At 68.5% G+C, this 15,221-nt stretch carries 8 protein-coding genes; 6 read left to right on the forward strand and 2 right to left on the reverse strand.

The features are described 5' to 3' along the window. Positions 1-10 precede the first annotated feature (10 nt). Both AB0637_RS18560 and AB0637_RS18565 read right to left on the reverse strand, forming a co-directional pair. Complete coding sequence (locus AB0637_RS18560) at positions 11-1,975, reverse strand: AAA family ATPase (protein ID WP_366174128.1); 1,965 nt, start codon at positions 1,973-1,975, stop codon at positions 11-13. A 140-nt stretch (positions 1,976-2,115) separates the two neighbouring features. Further along, positions 2,116-4,182: a DUF262 domain-containing protein gene (locus AB0637_RS18565; RefSeq protein WP_366174130.1), complete on the reverse strand. Its 2,067-nt coding sequence runs from the start codon at positions 4,180-4,182 to the stop codon at positions 2,116-2,118. Positions 4,183-4,292: 110 nt separating this feature from the next. On the opposite strand from AB0637_RS18565, the gene drmA reads away from it, so the two are divergent. From drmA to AB0637_RS18595, 6 genes are all read left to right on the forward strand, one after another. Then, complete coding sequence (gene drmA, locus AB0637_RS18570) at positions 4,293-7,898, forward strand: DISARM system helicase DrmA (RefSeq protein WP_366174131.1); 3,606 nt, start codon at positions 4,293-4,295, stop codon at positions 7,896-7,898. Further along, entirely contained in the window at positions 7,895-9,760 is a 1,866-nt protein-coding gene (locus tag AB0637_RS18575) for a DUF1998 domain-containing protein (protein WP_366174132.1), read from the forward strand. The genes drmA and AB0637_RS18575 overlap by 4 nt, the downstream gene beginning before the upstream one ends. Then, the gene (gene drmC, locus AB0637_RS18580) at positions 9,750-10,493 is read left to right on the forward strand and encodes a DISARM system phospholipase D-like protein DrmC (RefSeq protein WP_366174134.1); all 744 of its coding nucleotides are present in this window, start codon (positions 9,750-9,752) and stop codon (positions 10,491-10,493) included. The genes AB0637_RS18575 and drmC overlap by 11 nt, the downstream gene beginning before the upstream one ends. Before the next feature lie 202 nt (positions 10,494-10,695). Then, entirely contained in the window at positions 10,696-12,987 is a 2,292-nt protein-coding gene (gene zorA, locus AB0637_RS18585) for an anti-phage ZorAB system protein ZorA (protein WP_366174135.1), read from the forward strand. Then, the gene (locus tag AB0637_RS18590) at positions 12,984-13,772 is read left to right on the forward strand and encodes a flagellar motor protein MotB (RefSeq protein WP_366174136.1); all 789 of its coding nucleotides are present in this window, start codon (positions 12,984-12,986) and stop codon (positions 13,770-13,772) included. The genes zorA and AB0637_RS18590 overlap by 4 nt, the downstream gene beginning before the upstream one ends. After that, positions 13,769-15,166 carry an EH signature domain-containing protein gene (locus tag AB0637_RS18595; RefSeq protein WP_366174138.1) on the forward strand — a complete coding sequence of 466 codons (1,398 nt, stop codon included), beginning with the start codon at positions 13,769-13,771 and terminating at the stop codon, positions 15,164-15,166. Before AB0637_RS18590 ends, AB0637_RS18595 begins: the two co-directional genes overlap by 4 nt. The last annotated feature ends 55 nt before the right edge of the window (positions 15,167-15,221 follow it).

The raw sequence follows: 15,221 nt of genomic DNA on the forward strand, positions 1-15,221 counted from the left end.
TCACCGGTCGTCACGTAAGAGCTGTCGAATGATCGGCGAGCGTTAAGATCTGGTCGAGGCAGTGTCGCAGGGTCGGTGGAAGGTCTTCGAGGTCGGCGTCTTCCGCGGCGTGCTTGTAGTCGGCCATCCGTTTCTTGCGTAGCTCACCCCCGGCGCGGTGCAGCGCGTCGACGAAGCTGGTCCACGTTTCAAGCTCGGACTCGATGTCGTCCCGCCATAGCGTGAAGTCTTTCGTGCTCACCGTCGTCGCCGCGAAGGCGGCACCGGCGGCGTCAGCACCAGGCAGCCATCCCAGGATGCGCTCGGTCTGGGCCTTGGCGGAGGTGAAGGCATTTGCCTGTTTTTCGGCCGGCTTGCGCTTGTATCCGTCGGCGTCGCCGTCGACGACGACGTGGGTAGTCACGCCGAGAGCAGCGAGGATCGCCGAGGTCACCCGGAAGCTGGTCTTGCCGCCGACCTGCATCACGGAAACACCCGTTGAGTCGAAGGGGCGGTCCATCCGGTCCGCGAGCATCTCAAGCACAGCCCTGTCGGTGTCCCCTTCCACGAGGACGACGCACTCCGAGAAGAACGCCTCGGAGAAGGTGGAGGGGAGGACGCGCTCGACGACCGCGCGGACGTCCTGCTCCTTCGTTCCGGTGTCGTCCGCGATGGACGCACACGTCGTGCGGCGCTGACGAGTGTGTCCGTCTTCGAGGCAGATGCGGCGCAGGGACGCGAACTGCTCCGGTCGTGCGAAGTAAGGGCTGTGGGTCACGATGACGACCTGGACGTTCGGCTTGCCCGCCAGCCGGGACAGCACCCGCGCGAAGCTGCGCGCCCGCACGGGGTGCTGGTAGATCTCGGGTTCCTCGATGCAGATCACCAGCGAGGGAATGCCGTCGACCATCGCCGCCAGTCGTGCCTCCGCCTCCTCCGGCGTTTCGCCGTCCTGCATGCAGTGGTCGTGCCGAGCGACTTCCTCGTCCGGGACGAGCGCTTCCATCATGGCCATCATGACCGCTCGCTGCACCCCGTGCCCCTGACGGCTGACGTCGTTCGTCGAGCCGTCCACCTGGACGTGGGTGCGGATGGTCGGGGTGGGGGCGGGCACGGGGTCGGGCACCTCGGAAGCGAAGGTGACACGTGCCCCGGGGACGAGCGTGGCGAGGCGTCGGTTGATGCGCTGCTCGTGCAGCGTCGTCGCGTACTCCACGTTCTCCCGCACCGAAGACTGCAGCTCGGCCAGGGCGTCAGCGTGCTTCTCGCGCCATTGACCGGTGGCGTTCTTCTCCGCCGTGGCAGTCAGGGCACCGATGAGCTCCCCCAGGGCGGTACGACGGCCAGCGACACCCACCTCACCGGCGATGTCGAGGGCAGCCGGGACGAAGACCATTCGGGTGCAGTCCGACAGCCGGGAGGTGCCGGTGGCGCCGAACAGGTGCGATGCGTCCTCGTCAGCGACGTCCACGAGGTTGCCGGCGTTGGCGGGATTGTCCTCCCACGCGGTCAGAGCGTCGACGCATTCGTTCTTCTTCGGGCTGGCGCCGAGGTCCGGCAGTTTCGGAATCCGATCCCTCAGGGTTGCATACGCAGGACGGACCTCGGCGACCGTCTTGCCCTCCCGTACGGTGATGAACCCAGGACCCTGTCGAGAGTTGCCGACTACCTTGCTCTTCCCGTCCTCTAGCCTCGTCCTCCGGAAGGTCGCCGTGCGCCCGCGACCGTACTTTCCCAAGCGCTGGCGGTCGCAGCTGGTGAGGTCTTCGAAGGTCACGCTGACGGACACGTCGAGGTCGTCGTCGAGGTTCTCACCTGGACGGCGGTGGACGTCCTCGTTGTCGAGGGGCGATCCATCGAAGAACCACTGCAGCGCGTACAGGACGGTCGACTTGCCTGCGCCGTTGGCGCCGACGAGCACCGTGTAGTCGTCGAGTTCGACAGTCATCTCGGCGATGCTGCGGAAGTTGCGGATGGTCGCCGAGGCGATGCGCACGCGATCTCCAGTGAGGTGGTGCTGGGACGGACCTTGTCACTCTCCGTGACCTGATGGAGTCTTGCCGAGCAGGTGCTCTTCTGCAACCACTTTCGCTGGGTCGCCGGGGCGGAGCGCAGTACCAAGGGCCACTCGGCCTGTCAGGACGGGCCGTCAGCCTCGTCGCTGGCGTCTCCGGTCGCAGCGACCAGCGCGGCAAGGTCGTCGAGGTGCACTCGCTGGTCCTGGTCCGCACGGCCCGCGTCGTCGAACCGGACACCTTCGGCCGCCAGGAGCGGTCGCGGGTCGTCCGCTGCGGTGGCGGCTTCCCAGACCGTCCCGTCCGCCTGGAGGACGCGGTGGACGTTGGACACCGGCGCGCTGGTCAGGTAGTGACCGACCGAGGTCGGGTACGTGCCGATCAACGCGGCGAGGTCCCCGTACGTCGTCCAGCGGCCCGCCGGTAGAGCGGCGAGGGCCGTGACCAGCAGGCCCCACGCCGTCGCCGCCGGTGCCTCGGCCGCCTCAAGAGGTCCGGGCCACAAGCCGATGATCCGATCCGCCAGCTCGGCGGCTCGGGCGCGAATCTGCGTCGGTCCCCAGATGTCCTGCTGAGCAATCCGCTGGTTCATGTGGAGGCCGCTCGTGGCGAGCTGCTGACGCTTCGACGCGAAGTCGTGGTTGCTCAGCGAGGAGTTGTAGCCGGTCAGCGTCAGGTTGCCGAGAGTGTGCACGAGGCTGGTGTGGAGCTGCTCGACGGTCTCGCCGTCGTTCAGCTCCTGCTCCAAGATGGCCCGCCAGTCGTCGTTCAGCGTCTGGGGGAGGACGTGCTCGATGGTGAGCTGATCCATACTCACCGGTTCCTTGGATGCGTAGGACTCCTCCAGCCAGCGCAGCACGTTCCCCCGCTGGTTCCAGCGCCCGTTGAGGTAGAACGGAATAGACAACACCGCTGCGCGCACGGCCTGATCGGTGGCGAAGTGCTTGCGCCCCTTTGACAAGTACGTCCGCACGGCCTCGTCGACCGGCAACGTCTTGTCCATGTCGGTCACCACGTCCAGCAGGGTGCGGTTGAGGCCGGCGCTGGGTCGCCCGATGATCTGGCGGCGCACCAGGTAACTCTCCACGTACAGCATCGCGGCGGCGATCTGCGTCGATGTCGCATTCCCTTCAGCCCGACGCTCGAGGAGGTGCAGCAGCAACGGGGTGACCGTCGTGGTGCCCCACGCCTTGAGGTGCTCCAGGCGCGTGCGAACGGTTGGGTCCGCCTCCGTCTCGGGGTGGAGGACGGTGCGGAGCAGGACGCCCAACCGGGCGAAGCGCGCCACCTCGGCCTCGATGGCCGCCTCGTCGGGCAGCTTCTCCAGTCGCTTCTGCTGACCGTCGTAGGTCGACGTCTGCTTCACCCGGGAGTCCCGGTGAACCAGGTCGATCCAGAAGAGGCTTTCCAGCTCGGCGTTCGTCAGCGTCTGCTGCAGGGGCACCCACTGGGAGTGGTAGACCGATTCCCCGCGTGTCGGGAGCTGCATGAAGAGGTAGTTGCGCAGCAGGTCGGCTTGGGAGAGTTTCAGTCCGGTGTTGTTCAGGGACTCGAAAATGCGGTGCACGTTGTCGCTGGGCTGAGCCGTCACGGAGACCACCGCGAGTCCCCCGAGCACGGCGTTCTCGACGTCTTCGACGGTCACCGGCGCGGCTTGGTCGTCGTCGCCGGTGGTGGCCAGCGTGGTGAGCTGCGTCAGGAAGAAGCGGTAGGCGGCGCCGACGCGGTCGGTGCCTCCGGCGGCAGCGGTCGCGTCGAGGCAGGCCCGGTAGGACGCGCGGTCGTCCTGGGTGGGCACGAGCTTCGCCCGCTGCGCATCGGCTTCCCACTTGTTGGTGAGGTACTTCTCGTCGATTCGGTCGCGGTGCATGGGGTGCTCGTGCGCCGCGCGGTGGTCGCGCACCGCGCACAGCAGCAGGGTCAGCGTCGTCAAGCGCTGCTGACCGTCGACGACGAGGTAGGTCTGCACCGCGGCGGGGTTGTTGACGGGGCTGGGCGCCAGCACCAGGGAGCCGATGAAGTGCGTGGTGGAGGCGTCGTCCCGCATGTCCTCGGCGAGCTGGACGACGTCCTGCCACAGCCGCTTGAGCTGACTCTGCTCCCACGAGTACGTCCGCTGGTACAGCGGCACCTGGTATTGCTTCGCGCCCTCGAGCAGCTTTCGCAGCGAGGTCTCCTGTGCGGCCACCATCGGTCTACGCCCCCTCAGACGTCGGTTGAAGGCATCTTGCCGTACCGATCACCGCAATCACACGCGGTGGCGCGTGTGGTGTCCTCCGTGACCGCTACGTTCACCTCATGACGAACGACGTCACCTCCTTCCAGGTGCGGGCCGAGCTGGAGGACCTCCTCGAGCGGGACCTCCTCGGCCCGTGGGACGGCCCCGAGGAGGAGCTGCCTCCCCACGACACCCCGGCAGAGCGGTACCTCCTCGGACGCCTCGTGCCGCGCCGGGCCGTGGGCACCGGGACACGGGTGGAGCTGCCGGAAGGGGAGGACGTCGACTCGGAGGCAACCGCCACTGCGGCGAGAGCGCTCGAGGACGACCCGTCGCTCGCTGACGTGGAGAACATCGGCACCTCCGGCGACTCCGACGTCCACACGGAAGCGCCGGCGCAGCAGCGGGCCCGCAGCATGGCCGCCTCGTCGCTCGGGCTGTCCTTCCGGGTGCCGAGGAGCACAACGAGGCTCACGGTGACCGCCTCCTGGGGGCAGTACGAGAAGGGTGACTCCACCCAGCACGAGAGCGAACAGGGGCGGCCCCGCAAGGTCTGGCACCGCCGCCCGCGCTCAGCGGCCCTGGAGGTCGACCTCACTCGGGAGGGCAAGCACGACCCCCGGCCTGTCCTGCCAGACGTGGAACGCGTCGTGCTCACGGCAACCGTCCAAGGGGACGACGGGTGCCTCGTCGTGGACCTCGCCCTGGTCAACGACCAGGGCGAGGACCACGTGCACGACGACGCCTTCGTCCTGTACCAGACTGCGCTCCAGGTGACGGCGCTCGACAGCACCTCAGCGATCTTCGTCGGCCACAACGACCCGATCATCCCGCGCACCGCCAACGACGACATGGAGCGAGAACACCTCGCGCTCCTGCACCGCCGCACCCGCAAGTACGCCACCGGCCGGCTGTGCGCAGTCGACGCCGATGTGCGTGACGGCGAGGACCGCGCCTGGCGGCTGAGCACGACGTGCTTCCCCGCGGCGGACGTCAAGCTCACCGTGCCGGCGGGGGCGAAGCAGCTCCCCGGCGTCGTCCTCGACATGGCTCGGCTCGGCAGCAGCGACCTGGCCACCGACCAGCTCATCACCGCTCTGCGCCCGCTGGCGACCCAGTACCGGGCCTGGCTCGCCGGCAAGCGCAAAGTCGACCTGCAGGAGCCGGACGTCGCCGCCTACGCGGACGCAGCCCTCCTCGCCCTCGAGCGCGCCGACGAGTTGTGCGGGCGGCTCGACCGGGCGATCGACTTCCTCCGCGACAACCCCGTCGCCCGCGAGGCGTTCCGCTTCGCGAACCAGGCCATGGCCGCTCAGCGCATCCGCAGCGAGCTCGTCCGCATCCGCACGACCAAGCCCGAGCGCAGCGCCGCCCAAGTGCTGCACGACATCGACATCGAGGAGAACCGCAGCTGGCGCCCCTTCCAGCTCGCCTTCGTCCTCCTGTGCCTGCCCGGCCTCACCGACCCCGGACACCCGGACGCGCACCGGGGTCCGGGGGAGGAGGGTGAGGTGGCGCTCCTCTTCTTCCCCACGGGTGGCGGCAAGACCGAGGCGTACCTGGGACTCACCGCCTACACCCTGGCCATCCGCCGGCTGCAGGGCACGGTCGGCTCCGGGCCCGAGACCCGCAGCGGCAGCGACGGCGTCGCCGTCCTGATGCGCTACACGTTGCGACTGCTCACCGCGCAGCAGTTCCAACGAGCAGCCGCCCTCATCTGCGCCTGCGAGCAGCTGCGCCTGGAACGCGCCGCCGCCGGTGACCGCCGTTGGGACGGGTCACCCTTCCGGATCGGGTTGTGGGTCGGTTCCAGCGTGACGCCCAACACCTTCGAGGACGCCAAGCAGCAGGTCGAGGACAAGAAGGACAAGGAGAACCCAGCCGGTGGACCGCTGCAGCTCGTCGTCTGCCCGTGGTGCGGAGAGCGCCTCACCGCCGCCTCCCTGCGCACCGACGGCTTGCGGCGGCGTGTCCTCTTGCACTGCAGCGATCCCGACGGGCGGTGCGAGTTCACGCCCGCCCGCTCCGCGGAAGGTCTGCCGGTTCTCACCGTGGACGAGGAGATCTACCGCCTGACCCCATCGCTCATCATCGGCACCGTCGACAAGTTCGCCCAGCTCCCGTGGAAGGCGGCCACCACCACGCTCTTCGGTCGCGCCACGCAGCGTTGCGAACGGCACGGCTGGATGACGCCCGACAGTCAGGCCTACTGCACTGGCCGGCACACCGCCGCCGGCGGCCTACCGCGGACCGAACCGTCGACGGTGCTGCCCGTCCGGCCTCCGGACCTCATCATCCAGGACGAGCTGCACCTCATCGCCGACGCGCTGGGGTCCATGGTGGGCCTCTACGAGACCGCCATCGACCACCTCGCCACGCGCCAGGTCGAGGGGATGCCCGTGCGGCCTGTCGTGGTGGCGTCGACCGCGACCGTCCGCCGGGCGCACCAGCAGGTCCGGCAGGTCTTCGACCGGTCGTTGGCGATCTTCCCGCCGCAGGTCATCGACGCGGGGGAGACGTTCTTCTCGACGGTCGAACCACCGTCACCCGACACCCCGAGCCGCCGGTACCGCGGTATCTGCGCCTCCGGGGAGCGCCTCAAGGCCGTCGAGATCCGCGTCGCCTCCGCGCTCATGGAGCACGCCCAGGAGTTGTTCGACCGCTGTGGGGACGCTGCTGACCCCTACATGACGCTGGTCGACTACTTCACCTCCACGCGCGAGCTCGCCGGCATGCGCCGTCTCGTCGAGGACGACATCACCGACCGGCTGGCGAGCCGGCGCGTGCGCACCAACCGCCGGCGGCCCACCATCGCCGAGCTGACCAGCCGCATGCCGAGCAGCAAGATCTCCTCGACCCTGGCGGACCTCGAGACCCCCTACGACCGGAAGCACGACACGACCGACGCCTTTCGCCGGCAGATGCTCAACCGCGATGCGGGGCAGGACGCCAAGCGCGAGTCGGGCTTCCCCACCGACGTGCTCCTCGCCACCTCGATGCTGCAGGTGGGAGTCGACGTGCAGCGCCTCGGCCTCATGGTCGTCACCGGGCAGCCGAAGAACACCGCCGAGTACATCCAGGCGTCCTCCCGTGTCGGACGTGACCGCCGGCGCCCCGGACTGGTCGTCACGATCTACCAGTGGACCCGCCCCCGAGACCTGGCGCACTACGAGTCCTTCGCCTACGACCACGCCACCTTCGGCATGAACGTCGAGGGGCTCACCACCACTCCCTTCAGCAACCGCGCCGTCGACCGCGGCCTCAGTGCCGTGCTCACCACGATGCTCCGCCACGACGACCCCAGCGCCCTCCCCAACACCGGCGCGCAGGTAGCCGACGTCTCCTCCTCGACCGCGGAGCGGCTCATCAGGGTCATCGCCCAGCGCGCGGGCCGCGTCTCGGGTGAGCAGAAGACGATCAGCGACGTCGCCGACGGCATCCGCAAGCGCCTCGACGAGTGGTCGACCAAGAGGACGAAGCTGAAGTCAGGTGTCCTCGGCTACAGCGACGAGCCCGACGTCACCGGGTTGCTGCGCAAGCCGGCCGACGAGGAGTGGACGACGTGGACGGCTCCGATGAGCCTGCGCGGGGTGGAGGACGAAGTGCTGCTGCAGATCAAGCGACCCAAGCAGAGCGGTGATGAACCCGACTGGTCCTACGCGGGACCGGACGGGGGACAACAGTGAGCCCCGCCCGCTTCCCGGCCGGGCCGACGACGTCGAAGGGCGAGCCCACCCGCATCGGCTCCGCCCGCCCGAGCCACCTGGTGACGACCACCGGCGTCGGCTCGGTCGTCGACCTCCCCTCGATGAGCGTCATCGTCCGCGGACTCGACGACTGGTCGCTCGAGCGGTCGTCGGTCATCCAAGAACCACGGCTGCTGCAGCGGGTGCAGATGGCCCTCGGCGGCGGTGTGCAGCGCCTGCAGAGCGCTCCGCACGACCCGTCCGCCGACGATGACCCCTGGACGCGGGTCGGCGTACCCGTCGCGCCCTTCCCCGGGTGGCTGCGGTGTCCGCGCTGCCACCGTCTCGGCCCGATGCAACCCGGCCAGTTCGACTTCGTCCACCGCTACGGCCGTCGGCCCGACCTCGCGAAGTGGGTGCACTCCGGGTGCACCAAGCAGGCCGGCCGATCCACGGCCAAGCGCCGGGCCTGCCTGCCCGCCCGTTTCATCGCCACCTGCGAAGCCGGGCACGTCGACGACTTCCCCTACGAGCCTTTCGTCCACCACGGCGTGGGTGCGGCATGCCCCGGCCCCCGCTACACGATGCGCGACACCGCCAGCACCCGGGGGCCGAACGTGGTCGTCCGGTGCGAGTGCGGGCAGCAGCGCAACATGATCGAAGCAGCCGGCACGGTGGGCTCGGCTCGCCTGCCGCGGTGCCGGGGTCGCCACCCTCACCTGGGCACGTTCGAGAAGTGCGGCCGCGAGCTGAAGATGATGGTGCTCGGCGCCTCCAACCTGTGGTTCAGCATCACAGCGAGCGCGTTGCACCTGCCTCAGGAGGGTGCCGCTCGCGACGTGGTCGTCGCCAACTGGGACCTCCTCGGGGAACTGCCCAACGCCGGGGTGCTCGGCCGGCTCATCGCCGGCATGCCCGACCTGCGCGCCCTGCGCGACGTCCCCACCGACGCCGTGTGGTCGCTCGTCGAGAAGGTCCGGGCCGAGGGGGGTCCTGCGCCCGCGACGGTCCAGGAGGATCTCCTGAGCGCTGAGTGGGACCTCCTGTCCCGCCCCACGACCGACCGGCAGGACGCCGACTTCCGGGCCGAACCGACCTCCGCCCCGGCCGGCTACGGTGACGTCATCACCCAGGTGGTGCTCGTCAAGCGGCTCCTCGAGGTGAAGGCGCTCCTGGGCTTCACCCGCATCGACGGGCCCAACAACATGCTCCGACCGCCCAACTACGTCTCACCCGCTCGTGGAGTGCCGCAGTGGCTGCCCGCCGTCGAGCAGCGGGGGGAGGGGATCTTCCTCGAGCTCGAGGAGGCTGCCGTGGCGCGCTGGGTGAAGCACGTCCACGGCAACGAGCGGATCCGGAGCATCGCCGAGGCCGGCCGTCGCTGGAAGAGCAACCGTGGCCAGGAGTACGACGACACCTGGCCCATCGAGCGCTACCTCCTGCTGCACACGCTGAGCCACCTGTTGATGCGGCAGGTCGCCCTGGAGTGCGGGTACTCCTCCTCGAGCATCCGCGAGCGGCTCTACGTGGGCATGCCCCACCAACCAGCCGCCGGCATCCTGCTGTCCACGGCCAGCGCCGACAGCGAGGGGACCCTCGGCGGGCTCGTCGCTCTCGGCGAGCCCAAGTACTTGAAGTACCTGCTGGACCGAGCCGTGGCCGACGGCACGCGCTGCTCTTCGGACCCCCTGTGCGCCGACCACGTCCCAACCGACTTCTCGGAAACCCGGCACGCCGCTGCCTGCCACGCCTGCCTCCTGGCGTCGGAGACGTCGTGCGAGTGCAACAACGCCTGGCTCGACCGTGCGCTCGTGCTCGCCCTGCCCGGCAAGGAACACCTGGCGTTCCTCAATGGCTCCTGACCGAGCTGTCGAGGCCGCGGTCGACGCTGCGCTTGAGCTGCCCGAGAAGTCGGTGCAAGCGCTAGCAGGAGCCGTCGTAAAGGGCTTGGGAGCGGTTCACGTGCTGGCTGGATCCGGGTCGCCTCTGATGAAGGTCGCCGGTACCGCGGTTCTCGCCGCCCTCCACGCCGGAGTCGACGCCCGGAGGATGGCCGGTCTGTTGGAGGGGGCTGCCGCAGCAGCACGGGCTGCGCGCCGTCAGGAAAGGGTCGACGTTGTCTGGACGGGACCCAGCACCGCCACCCAGCTCGATCGGCTCACCGCAGCCAGTCTCCTCGAGGTCATCGACGGGGCTCAGAATGACCTGCTCATCATCGGTTACGCCGTGCAGAAGCAGGCCCAGGTCGTCGCTGCTGTCTCCAGCGCACTGGAACGCAACGTGGAGGTCACCACCCTCCTGGAGCGGCCGGAAGACAACCCGTCGTTTCACGGCGGTAGCGATCCCTTTGCCGGACTGCCGGTCCGCCGGCTGAGGTGGCTGGCGGGGCAGCGGCAACCGGGAGGTGCGTCGCTGCACGCGAAGGTCCTCATCGCCGACCGACGCGTGGCGTTGATCGGCAGCGCCAACATCACCGACTGGGCCTTCGAGCGGAACATCGAGTGCGGGGTCCTCATCCGCGGTGGGCACCACCCGGCTCGCCTACGCGATCACGTGGAGGACCTCCTGCACGACGGTGTGCTCACACGCTCATGACGGCAGAGGTGCGAACCAGCTGAGACGCGCGGAAGTGGTCCAAGGGGTCGCCTCGATCCATTCGTGAGGGTCGCCCCTTTCAGTCGAGCTGGAGGGCGAGGATCGACATCAAGAGTTGACTGCTGACGGTCCACTCGCACGGCCGTTCGGATGAGATCCGACGCCGAACCTCACGTCCCCTTGACACCGGTCCGACTTTCTAATGGTCGCCGACCGGGCGGCACGAGCATCAGCTGCCCCGTCAGGAAGAAGGACCATGCCCACCTCGGGAGTCGGCTTCGTCGAGTTGATCATGCCGGACTTCGGCAAGACCTTCAGCGGCAGCATCGAGTCGGTCACCCCGATCTTGTGGTTCGTGATCCTGGCGCTGACCGCTGTGGTGCTGTTCTCCGCGGGCCGTCGCGCCCGTCGCGCCCTCCGTCTGGTGAAGGTTGCCTCCAGCCTCGTCACGACTGCTTCGACCGGCGATCTGCGGAGTCAGCGGGCTGGGCTCGCCCAGTTGGCCAAGCGCAGTCCCGGCCCGGTGAGTGACGCGTGGACGGACTTCGACGGGAGCCTCGTCGCTGCGGGGACCACGGTCTTCGCGTCCGTACCGGCGGAGACCTTCTTCACCGAGCAGCGTTTCTCTCCGGGACTCGTCGGCAACCGCGTCCTCGCAGCGATGCCGACGGTGCTGACCACCCTCGGCCTCTTCGGGACCTTCCTCGGCCTCACCGTCGGCCTGCGGGGCCTGGACCTCGGCTCGACCCCTGACGAGCTGCGCACCGGCATCCAGACGCTCGTCGACGGGGCCGCGCTCGGCTTCACCGCATCGCTGTGGGGCGTCTTGATGAGCCTGATCACCAACGTCGTCCTGCGCCACAACGAGCGCCGGGTCCTCGAAGCGCTGCGCCGGCTCCAGGTGGAGATCGACGGGATCTTCCCCTTGAAGGCGCCCGAGCAGTCCCTGTCCGACATCGCGCACCAGACGGGCGAGTCGAACGAGGCGTTGAAGGTTCTGCACGAGAAGCTCGGGAGCGTCCTCCAGGAATCGTTCCAGCGCGTCGGGGATGAGACGAGCCGGGCGGTCAGCGCCTCGGTGAGCAGCGCCATCCACGATTCACTCACTCCGATCATCCGCGAGCTGGCGGACAAGAGCGTCGAGCACTCGGCGGAGCTCTTCGAGAAGGTCTCCGCGGAACTCACGAGCTCCTTCCGCGAGATGGGGCTCTCCCTCGCGCACGAGCTGAAGACGTCGTCGGAGTCGATGCGCTCCACGCTGAACCACATGGGTGCGGAGATGGCGCGCCACTCCGACGAGCACGCGCAGCGCCTCGAGGCGATGCAGCTGACGAGCATCAAGCAGTCGCGGCAGCTGCACGAGTCTTCCGTGCAGGCGCTGGACGCCCTGCAGACCGCTGTCGCACAGCACGTCGAGCAGGTCCGAGAGACCAGCACGCAGCAGTTGGTCGAGCTCCAGGCCGTGGCGAGCGAGCAGGCGCGGCACATGCAGGAGACGTCGACTCAGGCTCTGGACGGTCTGCAGCGTGTCTCAGCTGCGCATTGGGAGGACGTACGGACCGCGACGACTGAGCAGGCGACCGAGCTGCGTTCGGTAGCTCTTGAGCAGGCGCGGCACATGCAGGAGACGTCGACGCGCACACTCGACGAGCTGCAGCGCGCCTCAGCCGCGTACCTCGAGGAGGTCCGGACCACGACGACTCAGCAGATCGGTGAGCTGCAGTCGGCCACGGCCGAGCAGGCGCAGCACATGCAGGAGACCTCGACCCGCACGCTCGACGACCTCCAGCGAGCATCCGCTCAGCACCTGGAGACCCTGCAGGCCGCGACGGTGCAGCAGATGTCGGAAATACGGTCGACTGTGGCGGCGCAGATGACGGCCGTCAACGAGGCCACCGAGCGCCAGGTGCGCATGCTCGACGAGTCCCTGCCCAAGGTCGTCGCCGGCCTGGAGCAGGCAGCGAGCGTCGTCGGCGCCGCTACCGGCGGCATGGAATCCATCAGCGAGAACCTCTCCCGCGTCGCCACCGAGATCGGGGGCACCAGCACGACGCTCGCCGCCATGCTCGGCGACGCCATCACCACGATGGACGGGCTCGCGGGTAAGACCTCCGCGGCGGCAGCGACGCTCGCGCACCAGCAATCCGCCGTCTCTGACCTGGCCCAGAAGACCGCCACCTCGGTCGAGGCCCTCCAGTGGGCGGCGAAGCTCCTCCACGACGGGTTCACCGGCATGCGGTCGCACCAGGACTCCTTCCTGGAGGACCTCAACCGTCAGCTGGTTGAGCATTCCAAGACGGTCGCCGGTTGGCTCACCAACTACTCCGACCAGGTCAGCAAGCAGACGGGTCACCGCATGGGCGAGTGGAACGCCCAGACCGAGAAGTTCACCTCGAACATGCTCGCGGCCATCGAGGCGCTGTCGCACGCCATCGACGAGTACGACACCGTCCGCCGGCTGCGGGACGCGAACGAGCAGGCGGCCGCGGCATGAGTCGCCGGTTCACCGGTCGAGCGCGACGGGTCGAGGGGGAGGAGGAGTCGGTCTGGATCTCGTTCGCCGACCTGATGACTGCTCTCCTGACGGTCTTCATGCTGGCAGCCGTAGCCCTCGTGTTCTCCCTCACCCAGGAACAGAGTGCGCTCGCGGACGCCCAGAAGGACGCCGCCGCGGCGAAGACGCGCAACGAAGCGTTCGACCAGGTCCTCGGCAGTCTCGGCACCAGCGAGCAGGTTCGGGGTGCCATGGTCGCGCAGATGCGCGATCGCCTCGCGGCCCAAGGCATTCAGGTCGAGACCGACCCGACCAGCAGCGTGCTGCGGGTACCCACGGACCTGCTCGGCTTCGACAGCGGGTCGGCCGACATTCGTCCGGAGCACGAGGCCAACGCCCTCGCCATCGGGCAGGTCGTTAATGACGTCCTGCACGAAGGAGACGGATACCTACAGCTCGACACCGTCTTCGTCGAGGGACACACCGACGACGTCCCGATCGGCGGCGTCTACGGCGGCAACTGGGGTTTGTCGGCGAACCGCGCCATCTCGCTTTGGCGTCTGTGGGAGGACAAGCTCCCCGGCGACCTCGAGACGTTGAACGGTCACACTGGCGAGCGCTTGTTCTCCGTGTCCGGATACGCCGACACACGTCCTGTCGTGCCGGTGCAGGTGACGCCGGAAGACCGCGCCGCCAACCGCCGCATCGACATCAGGTTCACCGAGCACCGCCTCTCCGACGAGGAGATCGGTCAGATCCGGACGGCAGCTGGAGTGGGGTCGTGAAGCTGAAGAACGTTCCACCGACGCCTGTACCCGCGCTCCCCGAATGGGGTGGGGTCGGTCACGCCGCTTGGGCTCGGCAGATCAAGCGTGCCGAAGAGCTGTGCCGTGGCGCGGGTACGGGTCGCCACTTCGCCGGTCTCGTGGATGAGGCTCGGCATCTCCTCGCCCTGGGCAACGTGCCAGACCTCGAGCGTCGGCTGGCCGATCGACGATTCGTCCGGGCCGTCGCGACCGCGTGGGCCGAGGACGTCGACCTCGCTCAGCGTTCGCTGTCGACGCCCCTCGTCGACGCGATCGTCCGTGATGACGTCTCCCGGCTGAGCACCCTCCTCCTCGCGCGTCTGTTCCTGGACCACCTCGATCGACTCGACTCATGGGAGACGGGGCTCCAGGCATCCCTGCGCGAACTCGTGCGGTCCTCGGTCAGCGCTCAGCCGACTCGGCCGCACGTGGACGTCATGGAATCGCTGCGCCGTCAGGACCACTACCTCTTCACCCCAGACGGTCCCCGCCGTCTGGCGGATCATCTCGTCGAGGTGGGCGGGGACTTCGACGCCTGGCTCCGCGTGAGCCTGCTCTCGGCGTACTCGACGACCCGTTTCGCTCGGGTAGCACGGGACGAGTTCTACATGGCGCAGATCAGGGCGGCCGACCCCGAGAGCGGTGATCATGCTTTCCTCGGCGTTGTCACCGGCGAAGTCCTCAATCGGCAGCGGACTGAGACCACCGATGAAGACGGTCGCTACTTCGGACACCGGATCCTCACCGCGCTGACGGACAAGGAGACCCGTCGTCCCAGCGCGCCGTGGCTCGAGGCCGTCCTGCTCATTGCCGGGGATCCGCGTTCTGAGCAGACTCAGCCCTGGCGCACCTGGTGGGCGAAGCTGCCGCTGGAGAACCGGACTCGCGCTGTTCGGTGGATGAACGGCATCAACTTGGCGGCCTTCCTCAACGGTGTCGAGGCCTACGCCAAGGCATCGGGCAACCAGGCCATGGAGCGGATGCTGGAGCGGCGAAAGCGGCTTCTCAACGGCTTGTACGAGCAAGACCGCATCGTCGACGTTCGCCTCATGCTCGGTTCCAGCATCTCCAGCTGGATTCGCCGCTCGGCCAGCGTCGACCTTCGTGACGCCGCGCGCCTGGAAGGGTCGGGCATGGACAGCACCGCGGTGATCTACGTCGACTGCGGCGACTTCTGCCTGGTCGAGGGGTCGCACAACTTCAGTCTCCACGTCTACGTCGGGGGGCCCCTCGAGCGGCTCGAGAGCCGAAAGCGAACGGCGTACTCCGGCAGCTACCTGCGTGAGGAGGTGCCCGGTGGTCACAAGGCGGAGAACGGTGAGCGTTCGTACCTAGTGGAGTCCACCAGAGTGGTGTATGACCACCCCCGCTGACCGGCGTGGCTGAGACGTAGAAGGCGGCCACCGCGTGATGCTTCGAAGGACCTCT

The organism is Kineococcus sp. NPDC059986 (assembly GCF_040702905.1).
Classification (GTDB): Bacteria; Actinomycetota; Actinomycetes; order Actinomycetales; family Kineococcaceae; genus Kineococcus.